This window comes from Herbaspirillum seropedicae (assembly GCF_001040945.1).
Taxonomy (GTDB): domain Bacteria; phylum Pseudomonadota; class Gammaproteobacteria; order Burkholderiales; family Burkholderiaceae_D; genus Herbaspirillum; species Herbaspirillum seropedicae.
Genome location: NZ_CP011930.1, coordinates 2,907,268 through 2,929,124 on the forward strand (window position 1 = coordinate 2,907,268; position 21,857 = coordinate 2,929,124).

The 21,857-nt window shown below is 63.8% G+C and carries 18 protein-coding genes; 8 read left to right on the plus strand and 10 right to left on the minus strand.

Annotated elements, in window-relative coordinates; genetic code table 11:
- Positions 1 to 501 precede the first annotated feature (501 nt).
- Positions 502 to 1,392 (plus strand): PhzF family phenazine biosynthesis protein, encoded by an 891-nt coding sequence (locus ACP92_RS12730; RefSeq protein ID WP_013234530.1) that lies wholly within the window; start codon positions 502 to 504, stop codon positions 1,390 to 1,392.
- 21 nt (positions 1,393 to 1,413) lie between these two features.
- On the opposite strand, the gene ACP92_RS12735 is transcribed toward ACP92_RS12730, so the two are convergent.
- Positions 1,414 to 2,337, minus strand: coding sequence for a LysR family transcriptional regulator (locus tag ACP92_RS12735; protein WP_013234531.1), 924 nt, complete (start codon positions 2,335 to 2,337; stop codon positions 1,414 to 1,416).
- A gap of 139 nt (positions 2,338 to 2,476) precedes the next feature.
- Here ACP92_RS12735 and ACP92_RS12740 point away from each other — a divergent pair, with 139 nt between their 5' ends.
- The 6 genes from ACP92_RS12740 to ACP92_RS24860 all read left to right on the plus strand — a co-directional run bounded on the left by ACP92_RS12740 (position 2,477) and on the right by ACP92_RS24860 (position 9,745).
- Positions 2,477 to 3,250 (plus strand): SDR family NAD(P)-dependent oxidoreductase, encoded by a 774-nt coding sequence (locus ACP92_RS12740; RefSeq protein WP_013234532.1) that lies wholly within the window; start codon positions 2,477 to 2,479, stop codon positions 3,248 to 3,250.
- Between the two features lie 376 nt (positions 3,251 to 3,626).
- Complete coding sequence (locus tag ACP92_RS12745; RefSeq protein WP_013234533.1) at positions 3,627 to 4,484, plus strand: substrate-binding periplasmic protein; 858 nt, start codon at positions 3,627 to 3,629, stop codon at positions 4,482 to 4,484.
- Positions 4,481 to 7,591, plus strand: coding sequence for a bifunctional diguanylate cyclase/phosphodiesterase (locus tag ACP92_RS12750; protein ID WP_013234534.1), 3,111 nt, complete (start codon positions 4,481 to 4,483; stop codon positions 7,589 to 7,591). Before ACP92_RS12745 ends, ACP92_RS12750 begins: the two co-directional genes overlap by 4 nt.
- A 9-nt stretch (positions 7,592 to 7,600) precedes the next feature.
- Positions 7,601 to 8,308 (plus strand): glutathione S-transferase N-terminal domain-containing protein, encoded by a 708-nt coding sequence (locus ACP92_RS12755; protein ID WP_013234535.1) that lies wholly within the window; start codon positions 7,601 to 7,603, stop codon positions 8,306 to 8,308.
- A gap of 106 nt (positions 8,309 to 8,414) precedes the next feature.
- The gene (locus tag ACP92_RS12760) at positions 8,415 to 9,524 is read left to right on the plus strand and encodes a CE1 family esterase (protein WP_013234536.1); all 1,110 of its coding nucleotides are present in this window, start codon (positions 8,415 to 8,417) and stop codon (positions 9,522 to 9,524) included.
- A gap of 65 nt (positions 9,525 to 9,589) precedes the next feature.
- Entirely contained in the window at positions 9,590 to 9,745 is a 156-nt protein-coding gene (locus ACP92_RS24860; protein WP_208857373.1) for a hypothetical protein, read from the plus strand.
- A 93-nt stretch (positions 9,746 to 9,838) separates the two neighbouring features.
- Here the strand turns inward: ACP92_RS24860 and ACP92_RS24285 are convergent, their stop codons facing one another.
- The 9 genes from ACP92_RS24285 to ACP92_RS12805 all read right to left on the minus strand — a co-directional run bounded on the left by ACP92_RS24285 (position 9,839) and on the right by ACP92_RS12805 (position 20,801).
- A complete protein-coding gene (locus ACP92_RS24285; protein ID WP_171941742.1) occupies positions 9,839 to 10,258 on the minus strand; it encodes a YXWGXW repeat-containing protein in 420 nt (139 codons plus the stop codon).
- Between the two features lie 88 nt (positions 10,259 to 10,346).
- On the minus strand, positions 10,347 to 11,642 hold the full coding sequence (gene alaC / locus ACP92_RS12770; protein ID WP_013234538.1) for an alanine transaminase: 1,296 nt from the start codon (positions 11,640 to 11,642) through the stop codon (positions 10,347 to 10,349).
- A gap of 305 nt (positions 11,643 to 11,947) precedes the next feature.
- Entirely contained in the window at positions 11,948 to 13,219 is a 1,272-nt protein-coding gene (locus tag ACP92_RS12775; RefSeq protein WP_013234539.1) for a phenylacetate--CoA ligase family protein, read from the minus strand.
- Between the two features lie 12 nt (positions 13,220 to 13,231).
- On the minus strand, positions 13,232 to 14,098 hold the full coding sequence (locus tag ACP92_RS12780) for an ABC transporter ATP-binding protein (protein ID WP_013234540.1): 867 nt from the start codon (positions 14,096 to 14,098) through the stop codon (positions 13,232 to 13,234).
- 61 nt (positions 14,099 to 14,159) lie between these two features.
- Positions 14,160 to 15,491: an ABC transporter substrate-binding protein gene (locus ACP92_RS12785; protein ID WP_013234541.1), complete on the minus strand. Its 1,332-nt coding sequence runs from the start codon at positions 15,489 to 15,491 to the stop codon at positions 14,160 to 14,162.
- An 87-nt stretch (positions 15,492 to 15,578) separates the two neighbouring features.
- Complete coding sequence (locus ACP92_RS12790) at positions 15,579 to 16,655, minus strand: branched-chain amino acid ABC transporter permease (RefSeq protein ID WP_013234542.1); 1,077 nt, start codon at positions 16,653 to 16,655, stop codon at positions 15,579 to 15,581.
- Positions 16,656 to 16,888: 233 nt separating this feature from the next.
- Positions 16,889 to 17,803, minus strand: a complete 915-nt coding sequence (locus ACP92_RS12795) for a branched-chain amino acid ABC transporter permease (protein WP_013234543.1) — start codon at positions 17,801 to 17,803, stop codon at positions 16,889 to 16,891.
- A gap of 75 nt (positions 17,804 to 17,878) precedes the next feature.
- Positions 17,879 to 18,760 (minus strand): ABC transporter ATP-binding protein, encoded by an 882-nt coding sequence (locus ACP92_RS12800; RefSeq protein WP_013234544.1) that lies wholly within the window; start codon positions 18,758 to 18,760, stop codon positions 17,879 to 17,881.
- A gap of 79 nt (positions 18,761 to 18,839) precedes the next feature.
- Positions 18,840 to 20,801 carry an AMP-dependent synthetase/ligase gene (locus ACP92_RS12805; protein WP_013234545.1) on the minus strand — a complete coding sequence of 654 codons (1,962 nt, stop codon included), beginning with the start codon at positions 20,799 to 20,801 and terminating at the stop codon, positions 18,840 to 18,842.
- Positions 20,802 to 21,091: 290 nt separating this feature from the next.
- Between ACP92_RS12805 and ACP92_RS12810 the strand changes: the two genes are divergently transcribed.
- The gene (locus ACP92_RS12810; protein WP_240727238.1) at positions 21,092 to 21,748 is read left to right on the plus strand and encodes a Crp/Fnr family transcriptional regulator; all 657 of its coding nucleotides are present in this window, start codon (positions 21,092 to 21,094) and stop codon (positions 21,746 to 21,748) included.
- Positions 21,749 to 21,857: the final 109 nt, after the last annotated feature.

A 21,857-nucleotide genomic window follows, 5' to 3' on the forward strand; every position in this document is an offset into this window, starting at 1 on the left:
TTCGCAAGGGGGTCCGCTGCCGGAGTATCGGAAGACTCCGGAGAAGGGACCGGCCAGTGAGCGCTCACTTGGGTCGCAGCCTGGTCGCAGCCGCCAACGCCTTCTACGGTAGGCGTGGTCGCTGCGGCAGGCTCAGCTGCCGAACGGATCTGCATTGCTTGTCTCCAAAATTTTTGTTTCAGATAGCGTCTGCCATTACTGCGCCGGGTACGGTGCATCACTGCCAGACACTTCGACCGTGGTAGCGGTCAACACAACAATCTCCGTCTCGAAAACTGCTGTGACTGAAGTCTATCTGCAGGGCGGGCCAGGCAGGAAATACCGAATGAGGATGGGGATATAAGTAAAAACTATACCCGCCGAGGAATGCCGCCAAGCGTGCCGCAACTGTATCGTTGACGGTGATGGAACTGTACCTGTCGGGTGGCCAAGGTGACCGATACAATCGACCTCACTGTACAGTCCAATTCAATACAGCTCATCCCGATCAAGAGGAAGACCATGCCTGCCACCTACGCCTATCGCCTGCTCAACGTCTTCGCCGAATCGACCTTCGGCGGCAATCCCCTGTGCGTGTTCGAAGACGCCCGTGGCCTGGATGACGCCACCATGCTGGCGCTGGCGCTGCAATTCAATCTCTCCGAGACCACCTTCATCCTGCCCTCGACCGTGGCCGATGCGCGGGTGCGCATCTTCACCACCGGCTACGAGATGCCCTTCGCCGGCCATCCCACCCTGGGCAGCGCTCACGTCGTGCGCGACTTGCTGGGCTGTGGCGATGCACTGACGCTGGAGTTCAAGGCCGGGGTCGTGCCGGTGCAGGCGCGCGGCGATATCTGGACCTTCACCGCGCCCTGCCCCGGCGGCCCCAGGATCACCCCGGCCGCACTCTCGCGCGCCCAGACGGCAGCACTGCTGGGCTTGCAGGAGAGCGATCTGGCCGGCGATCCGGTGTGGGTCGATACCGGCGCCGACCAGTTCCTGGTGCCGCTGAAGACGCCCGAGGCGGTGCGCCGCGCCCAGCCCGACAGCAGCCGTCTGGACCAGTGGCCGGTCAGCAGCCTCGGGCGCAAGACCGCCTACCTGTTCGCCTTCGATCCTGCCGAACCTGGCCAGGTGCTGTCGCGCTATTTCTTTACCAAGCAAGGCGGCGGCGTGGCCGAAGACCCGGGCACCGGTTCGGCCTGCGCCAACCTGGGTGCTTGGCTCCTTGCCAATGGCCACCCCTTGCCGGCGCGCCATGCCATCGACCAGGGAGCGGCGGTGGAGCGCCCTTCCCGTCTGTACCTGGACGTATCCGAGGAAGGCGCGATCCGCGTCGGCGGGCGCGTCATCGAGATCGGGCGCGGCACGGTCAGCATCGAACCGGTGGGACGCACCCTGCTGGCCTGATGTCCTCTCGTGCTGACCGCATCAACGGGTCAGGCCGCCTTCCTGGGTCAGCGGGAAGATCAGGGCATGCAGCCAGTCCATGAACCCAGCCAGCCGCGCCGGCACATGGCGACGGCTGGCATAGAGCAGGCTCACCGGCATGGGGGCGGGACGGTATTGCGGCAACACCTCGACCACGTGGCCGCCATCGAGCATCTGGCGCTTCTGTGCGCCCACCAACGGCAACTGGATCAGGCCCAGCCCAGCCAGGCAGGCGGCGTAATAGGTCTCGGTGCTGTTGACGGTGATGCTGCCGGCCATGGGCAGGCTGCGCGTCTGCTGGCCGTCGAACCATTCCCAGCCGGGTGAACGCCCACCCAGCACCTGGCGGTAATGCACCAGCCGGTGCTGGGCCAGGTCCTCCAACGTCTGCGGGGTGCCGTAACGCCGCAGATATTCCGGGCTGGCGCAATTGATCTGCACCAGATGGCCGATGGGACGGGCCACCAGCGAGGAGTCGTCCAGCGTGCCGGTGCGCAGCACGCAATCAAAGCCCTCGGCCACCAAGTCCACGCGGCGGTCGCTGGCCGACAGCTCGATCTCCAGTTGCGGATGCTTGTCAAGGAAGCTCGGCAAGGCCGGCAGCACCACCTCGCGCGCCATGGCGCTGGACATGTCCACCCGCAACCGGCCGCTCAAGGCCTGGGCGCCGTCGTGGAACATGCCCCGCAGCGACTCGAACTCATCCAGCAATTCCCTGCTGCGCCGGTAGAAGGCTTCGCCGTCGGCGGTCAGTTGCACCCGCCGGGTGGTGCGCTGGAGCAGGCGCGTGCCCAGCATCTGTTCCAGTTGCTGGATGGCCAGCGATACGCTGGCATTGGGCAGGCCCAGCTGGCGCGCCGCGCCACTGAAGCTGGCCAGTTCGGCCACGCGCTGGAAGATCCTGAGGGTGTCTAGCTGATGCATGATCCTGCCCGGTCGTTGAGGGTTGATTATTATTGGATATTGAAAAGTCTAATAGCAATTGCGAAATTTATTAAGAAAAATCTTCTCAATATACTGGGCTCCGTTGTCCATCCCATCACCCGCAACCAAGGAGCCCGACATGAACACCCCCACCCAATCCCCCCGCATTGCCCTGATCACCGGCGGCAGCCGCGGCCTGGGCAAGAACACTGCCCTGCATCTGGCGCGCGATGGCGCCGGCGTCATCCTCACCTACGTCGGCAACCAACAGGCCGCCGAGGCGACCGTGGCCGAACTCCAGGCGCTGGGCGCCGTGGCCGCGGCGCTGCGGCTGGACCTGGCCGACAGCGCCAGCTTCCCCGCCTTTGCCCAGGCCGTGCGCGAGGCGCTCAAGACGCACTGGCAGGCTGAGCACTTCCACTACCTGGTCAACAATGGCGGCATGGGCATGCATGCCAGCATCGAAGAAACCAGCGAGGCGGTCTTCGATGCGCTCTTCAAGGTCCATCTCAAGGGCCCCTTCTTCCTGACCCAGGCGCTGCTGCCGCTGTTGGCGCAGGGTGGTCGCATCATCAACATTTCCAGCGGGCTGGCGCGCTTCTCGCTGCCCGGCTACGCGGCCTACGCCAGCATGAAGGGCGGCGTCGAAGTCATGACGCGCTACATGGCCAAGGAGTTCGGCGCACGTGGCATCGTCGTCAACACGGTGGCGCCGGGTGCGATCGAAACCGACTTCGGCGGTGGCCGGGTGCGCGACAATGCCGAGCTCAACAGCTTCGTGGCCCATCAGACCGCGCTGGGCCGGGCCGGCCTGCCTGACGACATCGGCGCGGCCATCGCCTCGCTGCTGCGGCCGGACAATGGCTGGATCAATGCCCAGCGCGTGGAAGTCTCGGGCGGCATGTTCATCTGAGGCTGGTCCTCCTCGCCTGCGCCGCGCTGGGCGTAGCGCAGGCACTGACGAGCTGGCGCAGCGCTACGGCGCTGCGCAGCTGCCCCTGCGCCCCCCTCCCCTAAATGCCGTGGAAAGCGCCCCGCATTGTGTTGCGCATTGGAACATGCTCGGGTAACATCCCCCGACGTTGATCAGGCGCTAAGCCAGTGCTGTTGCGCCTTCCGGCACAATTGTTGGTTAGAGTTGTCATACCACATGACCAGTTTTCCTTCAGGCCGGGAAATCAGCAAATGAATATAAACGGTTGCCACGCGACCGTTCAGGGAGGAATGTCGGCGGGGTTCGAACGCATCGTTGCGCCATGGCCCGGCCGCATCCGAATGTTGAGCATCCATTGGGGGGCGGTATTTTCAGTCATTTCTTTCGCCAGCGCGTCCTGCGCGTCTGCGCGAGCGCGGCCATAGTGAGTCTGGCGCTGTCTGCCTCCCCCGCCAGCCTGGCCGCCAGCCCCCCTGCCGCATCCGGCCCCGACTGCTCGCGTCCCTACACGCTAGCGCTGCACGATCACGGCCTGCTCTATTCATCGGCCACCGACACCGGTATCGACAAGGACTTTGCCGATGAACTGATCCGGCGCAGCGGCTGCAAGGTCAATGTCAGCCTGATGTCGCGTGCGCGCATCTGGCAACTGATCGAATCCGGCGCGCTCGACTTCAGCCTCTCGGGCATCACCAATGCGCAGCGCGACCAGTTCGCCTCTTTCGCCTGGTACTTCAGCAACAAGTACTACCTGCTGGTGCGCAAGGACGCCGGTGTCATGCAACTGGCCGACGTGACCCGCAACGAGCGTTTCCATCTGGGCGTCATCCGCGGCTTTCGCTACAGCGCCAATGCCAACCGCATGGTGGACCAGCTCACCGCCAGCAATCGCGTGAGCCAGGCCGGGGGGCTGGAGCCGCTCTACGACGCCCTGCTGCTTGACCGCATCCAGGGCATGATCATGGAGCCCTTCGACTATCCCGTGGTCCAGGAAAAGCGCATCCGCGACGCCACCACCATCATCAGCTTCGATGATCCTTCGGTGCCGCATGGCCTGATCATGTCGCGCAAGGCCTTGTCGCCCGCCGAGCAGGACAAGTGGCGCGCCCTGGTCGATGGCATGCGGGCCGATGGCACGGTGCTGCGCATCTTCCAGAAATACTTCAACGCTGAACTGGCGGCCTCCATGGTTCAGTTCCAGAGCAAGCCGTGAACTGGATCCGCCTGATCCTGCTGCCGCTGGTGATCCTGGTCACCGGCCTGGGTGTGACCTGGACCGCCTGGAACCACGAGCGCGAAGCCGCCAACAAGGAGTTGCACACGCAATTCGCCTCGGTGCTGCGTGAGACGGTCAGCCGTATCGAACAGCGCATGGCGTCCTACGAACAGATGCTGCATGGCGTACAGGGACTGGTGGCCGCCACGGGCGCGATCGATCGCAGCCAGTTCCGCGACTACGTCCAGGCGCTCAACCTGGACGCCAACTTCTCCGGCATCCAGGCCATCGCGGTGGAAGAATGGGTGCCGGCTGCGGCCTTGCCCGCGCATCTGGCGCGCATGGAGCGGCAAGGCCTGGAGGGCGGCTACCAGATCCGGCCCGCCGGCGAACGCAGCGCCTATGCCCCCACCGTGCTGCGTGAACCCTATGTGGGACGCAACCGTACGCCCTTCGGCTTTGACCAGTGGTCCGATCCGGTGCGCCGCAGCGCCATGGAAAAGGCCAGGGATTCCGGCATGGCCACCATCTCCGGCAAGGTCGAAGTACTGGCCGCCGATGGCCAGCGCTATCCCACCTTCATGATGTACCTGCCGCTCTATGAGCGCGGCAAGCCACCGACCACCATCGCACAACGGCGCGCCAGCCTGGTCGGCTGGGTCCACGCCACCTTCCGCATGAGCGACGTCATCGCCAGTCTCTATGGCGAGAATTCGCACACCATCGTCTTTTCCCTCTACGACGGCGTGCAGGCCACCCCGCAGGCCCTGCTCTACCAGTCGCGCCAGCATGAGGAAGCCCCCCAGGCAACCCGCCTGTCGGCCGATGAATACGTGGTCGTGGGCAACCACAACTGGACCCTGACGCTGCGTACCAACGCCGCCTTCCATGCGCAATTCGGACGCAATGCCGAACCCCTCATCGCCACCACCGGCATTGCCATGAGCCTGAGCCTGGCCCTGCTGGCCTGGCTGATGGTATCGAGCCGGGTGCGGGCGGTGCGGCTGGCGCAGAAGATGACGGCCGAGCTGCGCGCCAGCGAAGAACAGTTCCGCGCCATCGCCGATTGCACCGTCAACTGGGAAGTGTGGTGGGGCCTGGATGGACGGCCGCGCTGGATCAACCACGCAGTGCTGGACTACACCGGCTATACGGTGGAGGAATGCCTGGCCATGGACGACTTCATCGGCACCATCGCCCACCCGGAAGACGAACCGCGCATCCGCGCCGAGCTGGCCCGCTGCATGGACGGCCAGAAGCGCGAAGACGTCGAACTGCGCTGCGTGCGCAAGGATGGCTCGGTGTTCTGGCTGGCCCTGTCGTGCGCACCGATCCATGACGCCCAGGGGCGCTTCACGGGTTTCCGCACCAGCAGCCGCGACATCACCGATCGCAAGCAGATCGAGGCCGAGCTGCGCATCTCGGCAGTGGCCTTCGATTCCCGCGAGGGCATGCTCATCACCGACGCCAACAGCAAGATCCTGCGCGTGAACAAGGCCTTCACCGAGATCACCGGCTATAGCGCCGAAGAGATCGTCGGCAAGCACCCCAACCTGCTGCGCTCGGACCGCCACGGCCCGGCCTTCTTCCAGGAGATGCGCGAGAGCATCCGCCGCTTCGGCAAGTGGCAGGGCGAGATCTGGGACCGCCGCAAGAACGGCGAGGTCTATCCCGAATGGCTGACCATCTCGGCCGTGAAGAACAAGGACCAGCAGGTCACCCACTACGTGAGCACCCATCACGACATCAGCGACCGCAAGCTGGCCGAGGAGCGCATCCGCGAGCTGGCCTTCTTCGACGCCCTGACCCGCCTGCCCAACCGCACCTTGCTGCTGGACCGGCTCAAGCAGGCCATCGCCCTTTCGTTGCGCACCAAGACCTGCGCGGCCCTGCTGTTCATCGACCTGGATCACTTCAAGACCTTGAACGACACCATCGGCCACGAAAAGGGCGACACCCTCCTGAAACAGGTGGCCCAGCGCCTGCTGGCCAATGTGCGTGAAAACGATACCGTGGCGCGCGTGGGCGGCGACGAATTCGTGGTGGTGCTCGAAGGCCTCAACGAACTGCAACAGGAAGCGGCCACCCAGACCCGCGCCATCGGCGAGAAGATCCTCACGGCGCTGGGCTCGACCTACCAGCTCGACGATGTCGAATACCGCACCACCGCCAGCATCGGCGCCACGGTCTTCCTGGGTCGCGCGGCCTCGGTGGATGAGCTCATGAAACAGGCCGACCTGGCCATGTACAAGGCCAAGGAAACCGGCCGCAACGCCCTGCGCTTCTTCGACCCGGCCATGCAGACCGCCGTGCTGGAACGCGCCACCCTGGAAGCGGGCCTGCGCAAGGCCATCGACGGCAACCAGCTGCTGCTGCACTACCAGCCGCAGGTGGTCGAAGGCGGTCGCGTCACCGGCGCCGAAGTGCTGGTGCGCTGGCAGCATCCGCAGCGCGGCATGGTGCCGCCGGGCGATTTCATCCCGCTGGCCGAAGAGACCGGCCTGATCCTCTCGCTGGGCAACTGGGTGCTGGAAACCGCCTGCCGCCAGTTGGCCACCTGGGCAGCGCAGCCGCAGATGGCGGACCTGAGCATTGCCGTCAACGTCAGCGCGCCGCAATTGCGCGAGCCCGACTTCGTGCAGACGGTGCTGGACACCATCGAGCGCACCGGCGCCAATCCGCGCCGCCTCAAGCTGGAGCTGACCGAAAGCCTGCTGGTGGACAACGTCGAAGACATCATCCAGAAGATGTTTGCCCTGAAGGCCTATGGCGTGGAGTTCTCGCTGGACGATTTCGGCACCGGCTACTCCTCGCTGTCCTACCTCAAGCGGCTGCCGCTGAATCAGCTTAAAATCGACCAGTCCTTCGTGCGCGATGTCCTCATCGACCCCAACGACGCCTCGATTGCCAAGACCATCGTCAACCTGGCCCAGAGCCTGGGCCTGGGTGTCATTGCCGAAGGCGTGGAGACCGACGCCCAGCGCAGCTTCCTGGCCGATGCGGGGTGCCATGCCTACCAGGGGTATTTCTTCTGCCGTCCGGTGACGGTGGAGGCCTTCGAGAAATTCGCGCAGGAATTCGATCCCCAATTTTCTGCTGCCTAGGAAACCCTCATGCCCCACGCCCTGTCCTCTTTCGCCATCGACCAGAAATGGCCGGCCCAGCACCCTGACCGCATCCAGCTCTATTCGCTGCCCACGCCCAATGGCGTGAAGGTCTCGATCATGCTGGAAGAAACCGGCCTGCCCTACGAAGCCCACCTGGTGAGCTTCGAGACCAATGACCAGATGTCGCCGGAGTTCCTGTCGCTGAACCCGAACAACAAGATCCCCGCCATCATCGATCCCAACGGCCCTGGCGGCCAGCCGCTGCCCCTGTTCGAGTCGGGGGCGATCCTGCTGTACCTGGCCGAGAAGACCGGCCAGTTCCTCCCTGCCGACGCCGCTGCGCGCTACCAGGTGATCCAGTGGGTGATGTTCCAGATGGGCGGGGTGGGTCCGATGTTCGGCCAACTGGGCTTCTTCCATCGCTTTGCCGGCAAGGAATACGAGGACAAGCGTCCGCGCGACCGCTATGTCAACGAGTCCAAGCGCCTGCTGGGCGTAATGGACAAGCGCCTGGCGCAGAGCCAATGGCTGGGCGGCGACGCCTACTCCATCGCCGACATCGCCACCTTCCCGTGGATCCGCAACCTGATCGGCTTCTATGAAGCCGCCGACCTGGTGGGCTTCCAGGACTTCCCGCATGTGGCGCGGGCGCTGGAGGCCTTCGTCGCGCGGCCAGCGGTGGTGCGCGGCCTGAACATCCCGGCGCGCGGCTAAGGGCGGCCTGGCCAAGCCTGCGGTGCAGGGTGTAAATCGCTTTGCGCCGGGGCGGCCCACGCGTTAACATGGCGACAATGTTCTGCCAACGCCCCAGCGCCTGCCTATGACGATCCGCCTGCTGTCCCGCCTGCGTCCTTTCCCTCCCCTCCGCTCCCTGCCGCGCCTGTCGCGGCGCGGCCTGATGGCCTGCCTGCTGGGCCTGGGCCTGGGGGTGGCGGCGCCGCCCTCGGCCCAGGCGGTTGACCTGTCGCTCAAGACCATTCGCGTCGGCAATCTCTCGCGCGCCTATTTCTCAGAGCGCACCAGCGTGGGCGAAGCCCGTCCGCTGATCATCGCCCTGCACGCCAGCGGTTCCAGCGGTTCGCTCATGGCGCGCGCCACCGGCCTGACCGAGATCGCCGAGGCGGCCGGCTACATGATCGCCTACCCCAACGGCACTGGCCTGGCCATCGACGCCCGCACCTGGAATTCCGGCGGCTGCTGCGGCTATGCCCAGATGCACAAGGTCGATGACGTGGCCTTCCTGCGTGCACTGGTCGAGAAGCTGGCCAAGGATGGGCTGGCGGACCCGCAACGGGTCTATCTGGTGGGGGTGTCCAATGGCGGCATGATGGCCTATCGCATGGCCGCCGAGGCGCCCGGACTGTTCAAGGCGGTAGCGGTCGTCAGCGCGGTGCTGGACGTGCCGCCGGAGACGGTCAAGGCGCCCATGCCGGTGCTGCACATCCATGGCAGCGAGGACCCCTTCATTCCCTTCCTGGGCGGGATCGGCAAGCAGGAAGTGTCGCAGTTGCCGCGCCTCTCGGTGGCCCGCACCATCGAGACCTGGGTCAAGGCCAATGGCGCCGAGCCGCGTCCTGCCGTGACCGACATTGCCGACACCGCCAACGATGGCACCACCATCCGGCAATATACCTATCGCAGCAAGACCGATCCGCAGTCCGTGGTGCTGTACGAAGTCAAGGGCGGCGGCCACGCCTGGCCGGGCGCGGTCATCCCCATCATCAATGGCGGCAAGTCTTCGCAGAACATGGATGCGTCGCGTACCGTCGTGGAGTTCTTCAATGCCCACGGCGGCGGCCGCAGCGATGAAGCGGTCGACGAGAACCTGCCGCCGGGCGCCAAGCCGCTGCCGGCTGCCACGCCGGCCCCGGCCGCTGCACCCACACCCACGCCCACGCCCATACCCGCGCCGACACGACCGGCACGCTGAATGCGGCATGCCGGCGCAAATCGCACTATCATTACGCCAGCATAAAAACCTTGATCGCCAAGACAATGAAAAGACTCATCACCAGCATCCTGATCGCCGTCGTCCTGTACTTCCTCATGCCGCTCGTGCTCAAGTTCATCCCGCATTACCGGCTGGCGGTATTCTGCGTCACGGCAGGCATCGTTTCCTTCGCCATCTCCGCCCTGATGGACAAGACCTGACGCTCCCCATGCCGCCATGAAGAAACGGCCGCCACGTCATCGACGTCGCGGCCGTTCTTGCTGCAGCGGATAAATCAGATCAGCGCAGGGACATCAGCACTCACCCTTGCGCGCATGGCCTGGCGGGCAATCGCGGCCACGGCCCGGGCCCGGCCCTGGTCCATGATCATCCCAATCCTCGTGACGCGGCCCGCGCCCCGGTGGCGGACCACCGCGCCAACCGCCGCGATCCAGCTCCCAGCCACGCGGCCCCTGGCGCCAGACCGGCTGGGCATAGACATAACCGGGACGCTCACGCAGCCACTGGCCTTCGCGCCAGAAATGACGATGACCGTCCCAGTCCCAGAAGCCCGGCACCCAGATGAAACCGTGGCGCGGCGGTGGCAGCGGTTCCGCGCGGGGCGGCGGCGGCGCGCCGATGTTGATATTGACCGAGACTTGCGCCTGAGCAACAGGCGCCACGGCTGCTGCAGCACTGAGTGCTACGAGACTGGCGAGTATTATTTTTTTCATCATCTAAGAAAATCATCGGGTGAAGGTATGCGTCAGACCGCGCCCGCGCCTGCACAGTTCCAGGCTGCGCAGGCTGGACAGAGCGCGCTCAGCTTCCCTTGGCGTTCTTGAACATGGCCTTGATGCCGCGGATGGCCTGGCGGATGCGCGACTCGTTCTCGATGAGGGCAAAGCGCACGTACTCGTCGCCGTATTCGCCAAAACCGATGCCTGGCGAGACGCAGACCTTGGCCTGTTCCAGCAGGATGCGGGCGAACTCCAGCGAGCCGAACTGGCGATAGGGTTCGGGAATGCGCGCCCAGATGTACATGGACGCTTTGGGCACATCGACCATCCAGCCCGCCTCGTGCAAGCCCTTGACCAGGACATTGCGGCGCCTTTCGTAATTGGCGCGGATCTCTTCCACGCAAGACTGGTCGCCCTCCAGCGCCGCAATGGCCGCCACCTGCACCGGCGTGAAGCTGCCATAGTCGTGATAGCTCTTGATGCGCGCCAGCGCCGCCACCAGCCGCGCATTGCCGACCATGAAGCCGATCCGCCAGCCGGCCATGTTGTAGCTCTTGGAGAGCGTGAAGAATTCCACCGCGACCTCGCGCGCACCCGGCACCTGCATGATGGACGGCGCTTTCCAGCCATCGAAGGTGATGTCGGCATAGGCCAGGTCATGCACCACCAGGATCTGGTGTTCCCGCGCCAGCTTGACGACCCGCTCGAAGAACTCCAGCTCCACGCATTGCGCGGTCGGGTTGGAGGGGAAGCCCAGGATCATCATCTTGGGCTTGGGGTAGCTCTCGCGCACGGCGCGTTCCAGCTCGTCGAAGAAGTCCACGCCCGGGCTCATGCGCACCGAGCGGATATTGGCGCCGGCGATGACCGCGCCATAGATGTGAATGGGATAGCTGGGATTGGGCACCAGCACGGTGTCGCCCTTGTCGAGCGTGGCCAGCATCAGGTGCGCCAGGCCTTCCTTGGAACCGATGGTGACGATGGCTTCGCTGTCGGGATCGAAGTCGACCTCATAGCGGCTGCGATACCAGTGGGCAATGGCGCGGCGCAGGCGTGGAATGCCCTTGGAGGAGGAATAACCGTGGGTATCAGGGCGCTGCGCCACTTCCACCAGCTTCTCGACGATGTGCGGCGGCGTGGCGCCATCGGGGTTGCCCATGGACATGTCGATGATGTCTTCGCCACGACGGCGGGCCGCCATCTTCAGTTCGGCGGTGATATTGAAGACGTAGGGCGGCAGGCGTTCGATGCGCGGGAAGCTGACCGGGAAGGCGTCGGGAGGAACGACAGGGGAAGCGGCGGAAGCGGCAGAAGCGGAGGAAGCAGCGGAAGCGTCAGGCGAGCGCGAGGGATCGCGCGAATCGGCGGATTGCGTCATGGAGGTCTTTCACGTAAGCGCCCGGAACCGTCCGAGCGACGTTGGAACCAATGTTCCGTTTCCGATTTTATGCGCGAAGCTTCACATGCACAAGCGCAAATCGCCTTGAAAGCCTGATGCCCAACCTCGATATTCATTTACCTGCCATTTTCCGCTCAACCACCTACCGTTCGGACTGAGTAGGCCCGCCAGGGCCGTATCGAAGGCGCACATGAGGCGCAACCGCCGCAGCGCCTTCGATACGCGGCAGCGCCGCTACTCAGTCCGAACGGGTGTGGGTGGTACAAGCGATGTCGACGGCATGGCTATTCGTACTTCCGCGCATCTTCGATGACCTTCCCGTCATTGGGCAAGCTACCCGGGGCCACCAGCAACACTTCGCCCCGCAGCTTGGTCACCTCGCGCAGGCTGCCAGCCAGCGCGCCCACGTCGATGGCGGGATTTTCCGGATCACCTACTTCGCAATGCAGGGTCATGACGTCATTGGCCATCTCGCCAGAGACCACCAGCCGCGCCCGCAAGACATCGGCATGCCGTCGCAGCACGTCGGCCACCTGCGAAGGATGCACGAACATGCCGCGCACCTTGGTGGTCTGGTCGGCGCGTCCCATCCAGCCCTTGATGCGGGTATTGGTGCGCCCGCAGGGAGAGACGCCCGGCACCACCGCCGACAGGTCGCCGGTGCCGAAACGGATCAGCGGATAGTCGGGATTGAAGGACGTCACCACCACCTCGCCCACTTCGCCTGCGGCCACGGGGTCGCCGGTACCGGGCCGCACGATTTCCAGAATCAGCGCTTCATCCAGCACCATCCCCGGATGCACCGCGCCTTCGCTCATGGTCTCGTAGGCGATGTTGCCGATATCGGCGGAGGCGTAGAGTTGCAGCACCTGCGGCACGCCATGCTCATGGAACCAGTTGCGCAGCGACGGCGGCAACGCCTCGGCGCTGACCAGCGCGCGCTGCACGCTGGAGATATCCGCCCCCATTTCCTGCGCCTTCTCGATGATGATCTTCAGGAACGAGGGCGTGCCGACATAGGCATCGGGCTTGAGGGCTGCCATCGCATTGACCTGCAATTCGGTCTGGCCAATGCCGGCCGGAATCACTGCGCAGCCCAACCGGGCCGCCGCGCCCTCGACCATGAAGGCCGCCGGCGTGAAGTGATAGGCAAAGCAGTTCTGCAGGATGTGTCCGGCCTGCAGTCCCAGCGCCTTCATCGGACTGGCAAAGCGCCACCAGTCAGCGCCGTGGCCTTCCGGATCGAAGATCGGGCCGGGCGAGACAAAGAGCCGCCGCAACTGCCGCGTGGGCGTGGCATTCAAGCCGCCGAAGGGACTCTCGCGGGTCTGCAGCTCCTTCAGGTCGGACTTGCGCGTGACCGGCAACTGCGCCAGCGCCGCACGCGAGCTGATAGCCGCCGCATCGACACCCCCAAGGATGCGCGCCCATCCAGCTGCGCTTTGCGCGCGCGCCAGCAGTTGCGGCAGCGCGCGCATCAACTGTTCTTCACGCTGTTGTGGATCGCGCCGCTCCAGCGCATCCAGTTCAGCCACTACCTGTCTGGGATCGGACATGTCGCCCTCCCCTTAGGCCAGCCAGCGCTTGCGGCGGCGGTAGAACTTCATGTCGCGGAAGTTCTTGCGGCCAGCCCCGGAGACGCCGAGGTAGAACTCCTTGACGTCTTCGTTATCGGCCAGTTCGCTGGCTGCACCTTCCATCACCACACGCCCGTTTTCGAGGATGTAGCCAAAGTCGGCGTAGCGCAGCGCCACCATGGTGTTCTGCTCGGCCAGCAGGAAGGAGACCTTTTCCTTGCTGTTCAAGTCCTTGACGATCTCGAAGATCTCTTCGACGATCTGCGGGGCCAGTCCCATCGAGGGTTCGTCCAGCAAGATCATGGACGGCTTGGCCATCATGGCGCGGCCGATGGCCGTCATCTGCTGCTCGCCGCCCGAGGTATAGCCGGACTGTGACTTGCGCCGCACCTTCAGGCGCGGGAAATAATCGTAGATCTTTTCCAGCTCGTGCTTCACTTCAGCGTTGCTGATGCCACGCGTGTAGGCGCCGGTGAGCAGGTTTTCTTCCACGGTCAGGTGGCCAAAGCAATGCCGCCCTTCCATCACCTGGATCACGCCGCGCTTGACCAGGTCGTTGGGCGTCATGCGGTCCACGCGCTCACCGCGGAATTCGATGCTGCCCTTGGTCACGTCACCGCGCTCGGCGTGCAGCAGGTTGGAGATGGCCTTCAAGGTCGTGCTCTTGCCCGCGCCATTGGCGCCCAGGAGCGCCACGATCTTGCCCTCGGGCACGTCCAGCGAGACGCCCTTCAAGACCAGGATCACGTGGTCATAGATCACTTCGATGTTGTTGATGGCCAGCGCCTTGGCTACCGTTGCCGGGGCAGCGGAAGGGACAGCAGCACTGGTCTGGATCGGTGTGGCATTCATGGTCATTCGCATTCCCAAAAAAGCACCGGCGGCCGTGGGAGACGAGCAGAACCGCCGGCGCAAGCGCCTACTTCATGCAGGCAGGAGTGATGCCTTTTTCTTTTGCGTATTTCGCCGCAGACGCCTTGAAGAGCGGGTGGATCAGGTTCTTGTTGCCCTCGATCCAGTCCGATACCAGCACCCACTTGCTGCCATCCCATTGCTGGATCTTGACCTTGCCGGACCCTTCATGGTTGTCGCAGGAGGTCTTGATCTCCGGCAGCAGGCCGGTCGCACCCAGCGCCTTGAGACGGGCATCGGTGATGTTGAGGTTTTCAAAGCCCCAGCGCACCTGCTCGCCGCTCATGACCTTGCCTTTGCCGTATTTGCCCTGGGCGGTCCGCACCGCTTCCACGGTGGCGATGGCCGCCGAGACGCCGCGGTTGTAGAGGATGGAGCCGAGCTTGTTCTTGTCCTGCATGTTGCCCTTGCCCGCGCCATAGACTACCTTGTCGATGTCCGCGATCACGGGCACATCCTTGCCGGCGACGTTCCAGGTCGCCGACAGATAGCCCTTGGCGGCGTCACCGGCGGGAATGGTGTCTTCTTCCGAACCGGCCCACCAGGAACCGACGATCTTGTCACGCGCATAGCCGACCTTCTGCGCCGCCTTCAGCGCGGTCTGGTTCATCACGCCCCAGCCCCAGAAGATCACGTAGTCGGGGTTCTCCTGGCGGATGCGCAGCCACTGCGCGCCCTGCTCGTTGCCGGGGTGCGCCACCGGGATTTCCACCAGCTTGAACTTGCCGATGGAAGCTTCCGCCTGCAGCGCCACGATGGGTTCCTTGCCATAGGCCGAGTCGTGGTACAGGAAGACGATCTTCTTGCCTGCCAGCGAACCATTGTTCTTGCCGGCCAGGTACTTGACGATGGCCGAAACCTGCATCTGGTAGGTCGTCACCAGCGGGAAGGCATACGGGAACACCGAGCCATCGACCGCATCGGTACGGCCATAGCCGATCATCACCAGCGGCACCTTGTCTTCGGCGGTCTTGTCGATCAAGGCATAGGAGATGCCGGTGGCCATGGGGTTGATGGCGGTGCCGTGGGTGACCGGGTTCTTGTTCTTCATGCGCTCGTAGCACTCCACGCCCTTGGCGTTGTTGTACTCGGTCTCGCATTCTTCCCAGGACAGCTTGACGCCATTGACGCCGCCTTCCTTGATGTTGATGTAGTTGAGGTAATCGACATAGCCGCCGTAATACGACTGGCCGTTGGTGCCATAAGGGCCGACCCGGTAGCTGGGGATGGCGATGAACTGGTCGCTGGCCTGCGCCAGCGCCGGGGCGGCCGCCGACAGCAGGCTGGCGGCGCAGGCGGTGGCCAATAGCAGCTGCCGCAGATGCTTGATGCTCTTCATGGTCTCGTCTCCTTTATGTTGTCGTTGCCGACTTTTATCGGACGCCGATGCTCCGGCCTCCTCCTAGCTCCTTGCTTGCTGCGGCGCTCAGTGCGGGAACGGCCACAGGCGCAGTTTTTCCTTGGCGATCTGCCACAGTCGCGCCAGTCCGTGCGGCTCGGCGATCAGGAAGAAGATGATCAGCGCGCCAAACACCATCATCTGGATGTGCGACACGGTGGCATTGGTGAAAGGCAGGTGCAAGAGCGCTGCCAGCGGCGGCAGCGCGTTGTCGAGGAAGATCGGCAGCAGCAGGATGAAGGCCGAGCCCAGGAAGGAACCGAGGATGCTGCCCACGCCGCCGATGATGATCATGAAGAGGATGCGGAAGGACAGGTCCAGCGAGAAGCCGTCCGGCTCCACCGACCCCAGGTAGCAGAAGGCATACAGTGCGCCGGCCACGCCGCAGTAGAAGGAGCTCACCGCGAAGGCGGTCAGCTTGGTGCGCATCAAGGGGATGCCGATCACTTCAGCGGCCACGTCCATGTCGCGCACCGCCATCCAGGCGCGTCCCGTGCTGGAGCGCACCAGGTTCTTGGCCACCAGCGCCAGCACGCTCACCACGGCCAGCACGAAGAGATACTTGCGCACCGGCGTATCGATGGCGATGCCGAAGAAATCGATCTTGGGTGTGCTGATCACGCCCGAGGAAGAATTGTTGGAGAACCAGGGAAACTTGGTCAGCGCCCACACCACGAAGAACTGCGCCGCCAGCGTGGCCACGGCCAGGTAGAAGCCCTTGATGCGCAGCGACGGCAGCCCGAACAGCACACCCACCAGCGCCGCGCAGCCACCCGAGAGCAGCAGCGTGGCGACGATGGGAATGCCGTCCACGCGCAACTGGAAGTTGTAGGCCGCGTAGGCGCCCACCGCCATGAAGGCCGCCGAGCCCAGCGAGAGCTGACCAGCGTAACCGGTCAGTACGTTCAGGCCGAGGGCGGCCAGGGCAAACACCAGGAAGGGCACCAGGATGGCCGAGAACCAGTATTCGCTGCCCAGCAAGGGCACGCCCACGAAGGCGAACACCATGAAGAGCGTGAAGATGATGCGATCCTGGCGGATCGGGAAGATCTGGCTGTCGGCGATGTAGCTTGTCTTGAATTGTCCTGCTTCACGGTACAGCATCTCGGTCTCCTTGTTCCTGTTCCTATCCCTGCACTTGCTTGATCCATCACATACCGTTCGGACTGAGTAGGCCCGGCAGGGCCGTATCGAAGACTCTCCTGCGTTCGTCGCCCACACAACCGTCTGCGGGCCTTCGATACGCGGCTATGCCGCTACTCAGGACGAACGGTTGTCTGGGTGCCACCCGTTTCAACCAACCCATCCATATTTCCAACGTTGAAAACAGCGCTCCTTCATACACGGTCAATATGCCGCTCACCAAATAAGCCTTCCGGCCGCACCAGCAGGAACAGCAACGCAAACACATACGGGAACCAGCCCTCGATGCCGCCGAAGTTGCCGCCGAAGGCGTCCTGCATCACCGGCGGAATGTAGATCTCGGCCAGTTTCTCGGAGGCGCCGATGATGAGTCCCCCCACGATCGCCCCGGGAATCGAGGTAAATCCGCCCAGGATCAGCACCGGCAAGGCCTTCAGCGCCGTCATGGTCAGCGCGAACTGCACGCCATTGCGCGAACCCCACAAGAGACCCGCGATCAGCGCCACGAAACCGGCCACGCCCCACACCACGGCCCAGATGTGCTGCAGCGGGATGCCCAGCGACAGCGCCGCCTGGTGGTCGTCGGCCACCGCCCGCAAGGCGCGGCCCACCTTGGTCTTCTGGAAGAACAGCGCCAGCGCCGCCACCAGCGCCACCACCATGCCGGAGGCAAAGAGGTCGAACTTGGAGATGCCGATCCCAATACTGTCCATCACCGACTGGATCGGTTCATCGACGATGCCAAGATCAATCGGCCGCACCTCGCTGCCGAACAGCAAAGGCCCCAGGCCTTCCAGGAAAAAGGTCAGGCCGATGGTGGCCATGAAGAGCGTGATCGGTGGCTGGTTCACCAGCTTGCGCAGCACGAAGCGCTCCGTGGCCAGGCCCACCAGGATCATCACCACGAAGGCGCCGATGATGGCGGCCCACATCGGCATGCCCTTTTCCATCAGCCCCACCACCGCCAGGGCGGCGAAATACACCATCGCACCCTGCGCGAAATTGAACACACCGGAGGCCTTGTAGATCAGCACGAAGCCCAGCGCCACCAGGGAATACATCAGCCCCGAGAGCAAGCCGCTCAGGGTGACTTCGAGGAAGAATTGCATGTCGTCTCCTTGCCTGCCATGTCCATATCGTTTTTATTTTTTATATTGTTTTTGCTTTTCCGAAGCGGGCCACCTTCAGTGGGAAGTCCCAAGGTAAGCCTTGATCACATCCTCATTGCCCATCACCTCCTCGGGCGTGCCATCGCCGATCTTCTTGCCGTAGTCCAGCACCACCACCCTGTCGGAGATATCCATGACCACGCCCATGTCATGTTCGATCAGCACGATGGTGGTGCCGAACTGGTCATTGACGTCGAGGATGAAGCGGCACATGTCCTGCTTCTCTTCCACGTTCATGCCGGCCATGGGCTCATCCAGCAGCAGCATGTGCGGTTCGGCCGCCAGCGCCCGCGCCAGCTCCACGCGCTTCTGCAAGCCATAGGGCAAGCGTCCCACGGGGGTCTTGCGGATGTGCTGGATCTCCAGGAAGTCGATCACCTGCTCCACCTTGCGGCGGTGCTCGATCTCTTCATTGCGGGCCGCGCCCCACCACATGGCGTTGGAAAGCAGGCCGGAGCGCATCTTGGTATTGCGCCCGGTCATGATGTTGTCCAGCACCGTCATGCCCTTGAAGAGCGCGATATTCTGGAAGGTGCGTGCAATACCTTGGCGCGCAATGGCGCTGGGGTGCATGCCCGCGCGCGGCTGGCCGCGATAGAGGATGCGCCCCTTCTGCGGATGGTAGACGCCGTTGATGACGTTGATCATCGAACTCTTGCCGGCGCCGTTGGGGCCGATGATGGCGCGGATCTCGTGTTCGCGCACGTCGAAGGAGATATCGGTCAAGGCCTTCACGCCACCGAAGGACAGCGAGATGTTCTGCAGGTCCAGGATGACTTCGCCGATGCGGCGGCCATTGGCGGCGACCGCAGGCGCCTCGTCATCGGGGCTGGCCACCGGCGGCAGGCCCGAGGGCAGGATTTCGGAAGACAGGTGTCGTTTCATGGTCGTGTTCATTCAGCGATGGTCTGGTCGGGCTACGCTGCTGGCCGCACGCGCACTCTTGCCGCGCGTGCGGGACGGGACTGCGTGCTGCTCAGGCGGCGCTTTGCAGCGTCTTGAAGGTCTTGGCCTCGGCGATCTTGAGGTCGGCCGAGATCATGCCCTGGCGGCCATCCTCGAACTTGACCTGGGTCTCGATGTACTGCGATGCACGCCCGGCGTAGAGCGCTTCGATCAGCACCGCGTACTTGTCGGCGATGAAGCCGCGCCGGACCTTGCGGGTGCGGGTCAATTCTTCATCGTCGGGATCGAGCTCCTTGTGCAGGATCAGGAAGCGATGGATCTGCGAATCAGCCAGCAGCGGATCGGCGGCCAGGTCGGCGTTGACCTTCTCCACGCATTCGCGCAGCAGCGCATAGACGGCGGGATTGGCGGCCAGGTCGGTATAGCCGCTATAGGCCAGGTTGCGCCGTTCGGCCCAGTTGCCCACCGCATCCATGTCGATGTTGATGAAGGCCATGCATTGCTCGCGGCCATTGCCGAAGGTCACGGCTTCCTTGATGAAGGGGAAGAACTTGAGCTTGTTCTCGATGTACTTGGGTGCGAACATGCTGCCGCTGGCCATCTTGCCGACATCCTTGGCGCGGTCGATGATCTTCAGGTGACCGTCGCTGTCGAAGAAGCCGGCGTCGCCGGTGTGGAAGTAGCCATTGGCATCGATGGCCTCGGCGGTGGCGTCGGGCCGCTTGAAATATTCCTTCATCAGTCCAGGCGAGCGCACCAGCACTTCGCCGTTTTCGTCGATGCGCACTTCCACGCCCTTCATCGGCCGCCCCACGCTATCGAGCTTGACGTCGCCCGAGGGCTGCATGCAGACCGTCACGCAGGTCTCGGTCATGCCATAGAGCTGCTTGAGATTGATGCCCAGCGAACGATAGAAGTCGAACAGGTCCGGCCCGATGGCCTCACCGCCCGTATAGGCCACGCGCAGGCGCGACATGCCCAGCACGTTCTTCAGTGGTCCATACACCAGCAAGCTGCCCAGTCCATATTGCAGGCGATCGAGCAGGGACACGCCCGGCTTGCCATCGAGGATGCGCATGCCAACCCGGCGCGCCACCTTCATGAAGCCATGGAACATCTTGCGCTTGAGCCAGCCGGCGTCCTCGATACGGATCATCACTTGCGTGAGGATGTTTTCGTAGACCCGCGGCGGCGCGAAATAATAGGTCGGGCCGATCTCGCGCAGGTCCGTCATCACGGTGTTGGGCGACTCCGGGCAGTTCAGGCAGAAGCCGGCCACATGCTGCTGCGCGAACGAATACAGGAAGTCGCCCACCCAGGCCAGCGGCAGGTAGCAGAGGATGTCGTCGTTCTCATCGAGATGATCGAACTCCACCAGCGTGGTGGCGGTGGTGATCATGGCCCGGTGCGAATGGCACACGCCCTTGGGCTTGCCAGTGGTGCCGGAGGTATAGAGGATGATGGCCACGTCGTCGGGCGAGCCGGCGGCGATTTCCTGGTCGAAGAAATCCGGATGTGCGCGCTCGTAGGCCCGGCCCAGTTCCTGCACGCGGGCAAAGGAGAGCAGCTCGGGCTGGTGGTAGTTGCGCATGCCGCGCTCGTCGTCGTAGATGACGTGGGCGATGCGCGGCAGGCTTTCCTTGATCTCGAAGACCTTGTCGACCTGCTCCTGGTCTTCGGCCATGACGAAGTCGACGTTGGCGTCGGCCAGCACATAGGCCATGTCAGCCGCCGGCGCATCCTGGTACAACGGCACGGGCATGCCGCCCAGGGCCTGCGCGGCGCTCATGGCCCAGTACAGGCGTGGACAGTTGTTGCCGATGATGGCCAGGCTCATGCCGCGCCTGAAACCCAGCGCCGCCAGGCCGCAGGCGAAGCTGCGCACTTCCTCGGCCACCTGGCGCCAGCTCGTGGTCTGCCAGATGCCCAGGTCCTTCTCGCGGAAGGCTGCCCGCTCAGGACGTTGGCGGGCATGCGCCAGCAACAGCCGCGGAAAGGTCGCGGCCTCCCTGTCTTGTCTCGTCTCCACCATCTTCCCACCTTCTTGTGCAGGTTCGAAAGATCCGTCTCATTCACTCTTTTGCGTGAGGAAACGAACCCGGTGTCGGATCAGTCTGTGCTGCCAGGCTTACGCTGCTCTTACTGCGGCAGTCATTGTGTCGGGCATGCCAGCTGTCCTGTCTCTGTAGTGGGTCTGGATGCTAGCCAGCCCTTTTTTGCGATGATAGTAGAGACTGTTATTGCCAGTAGATGTCATCTCACCGACAATTGACAAAACTTTCGATATTGCGACGCATCATCATGGAGACATCAATACGACGCATGCTCGCCAAGAGCATCTGGGCGCAGGCACTGACCGAGGAGCAACTGGCGCGGGTCGAGACAGAAGTGGTCAGCCGCAAGATTCCCGCCGGCGGCTATGTCTGCCGCAAGGGCGATGCGGTCACGCACTGGATAGGCGTGCACGAGGGCTTGCTGAAGATGAGCAGCGTCTCTCCCGAAGGCAAGACGGTTTCCTTCGCCGGCATGGCCAACGGCGGCTGGCTGGGCGAAGGCTCGCTACTCAAGGACGAACCGCGCAAGTATGACGTGGTGGCGCTGCGAGAGAGCGAACTGCTCTACATGCCCAAGGCGACCTACATCTGGCTGCTGGACAACAGCATTCCCTTCAACCGCTTCCTGGTCACGCAATTGAACGAGCGCCTGGCGCTGTTCATCTCGCTGGTGGAATACGACCGCATGCTGGAGCCGGATGCGCGGGTGGCGCGTTGCCTGGCGGCGCTCTTCAATCCCTACCTGAACCCGGGCATCGGGCTGAACCTGCAGATCTCGCGGGAAGAAGTCGGCAATCTTTCCGGTACGTCGCGCCAGCGTGCCAACCAGGCCTTGCAGGTGCTGGAAAAGGCCGGTCTGCTCAAGGTCGACTACGGCAGCATCACCATCAACGACCTGGAAGGATTGCGGCAGTTTCCGGGCTGACATCACAGCGACCCAGCGGCCCGCCGGCAGATGGACGAAAAAAAGCGCGGCTCGGGCCGCGCTTCTGTTTTTGTGCTGCTTGCGGATAGTTGCGGATAGCTGCGGGTAT

Excerpts from the sequence above, each read along its gene's own strand:
- ACP92_RS12730 (WP_013234530.1), top strand. The coding sequence starts at position 502 with ATGCCTGCCACCTACGCCTATCGCCTGCTCAACGTCTTCGCCGAATCG.
- ACP92_RS12735 (WP_013234531.1), bottom strand. The coding sequence starts at position 2,337 with ATGCATCAGCTAGACACCCTCAGGATCTTCCAGCGCGTGGCCGAACTG.
- ACP92_RS12740 (WP_013234532.1), top strand. The coding sequence starts at position 2,477 with ATGAACACCCCCACCCAATCCCCCCGCATTGCCCTGATCACCGGCGGC.
- ACP92_RS12755 (WP_013234535.1), top strand. The coding sequence starts at position 7,601 with ATGCCCCACGCCCTGTCCTCTTTCGCCATCGACCAGAAATGGCCGGCC.
- ACP92_RS12760 (WP_013234536.1), top strand. The coding sequence starts at position 8,415 with ATGACGATCCGCCTGCTGTCCCGCCTGCGTCCTTTCCCTCCCCTCCGC.
- ACP92_RS24860 (WP_208857373.1), top strand. The coding sequence starts at position 9,590 with ATGAAAAGACTCATCACCAGCATCCTGATCGCCGTCGTCCTGTACTTC.
- ACP92_RS24285 (WP_171941742.1), bottom strand. The coding sequence starts at position 10,258 with ATGAAAAAAATAATACTCGCCAGTCTCGTAGCACTCAGTGCTGCAGCA.
- alaC (WP_013234538.1), bottom strand. The coding sequence starts at position 11,642 with ATGACGCAATCCGCCGATTCGCGCGATCCCTCGCGCTCGCCTGACGCT.
- ACP92_RS12775 (WP_013234539.1), bottom strand. The coding sequence starts at position 13,219 with ATGTCCGATCCCAGACAGGTAGTGGCTGAACTGGATGCGCTGGAGCGG.
- ACP92_RS12780 (WP_013234540.1), bottom strand. The coding sequence starts at position 14,098 with ATGACCATGAATGCCACACCGATCCAGACCAGTGCTGCTGTCCCTTCC.
- ACP92_RS12785 (WP_013234541.1), bottom strand. The coding sequence starts at position 15,491 with ATGAAGAGCATCAAGCATCTGCGGCAGCTGCTATTGGCCACCGCCTGC.
- ACP92_RS12790 (WP_013234542.1), bottom strand. The coding sequence starts at position 16,655 with ATGCTGTACCGTGAAGCAGGACAATTCAAGACAAGCTACATCGCCGAC.
- ACP92_RS12795 (WP_013234543.1), bottom strand. The coding sequence starts at position 17,803 with ATGCAATTCTTCCTCGAAGTCACCCTGAGCGGCTTGCTCTCGGGGCTG.
- ACP92_RS12800 (WP_013234544.1), bottom strand. The coding sequence starts at position 18,760 with ATGAACACGACCATGAAACGACACCTGTCTTCCGAAATCCTGCCCTCG.
- ACP92_RS12805 (WP_013234545.1), bottom strand. The coding sequence starts at position 20,801 with ATGGTGGAGACGAGACAAGACAGGGAGGCCGCGACCTTTCCGCGGCTG.
- ACP92_RS12810 (WP_240727238.1), top strand. The coding sequence starts at position 21,092 with ATGCTCGCCAAGAGCATCTGGGCGCAGGCACTGACCGAGGAGCAACTG.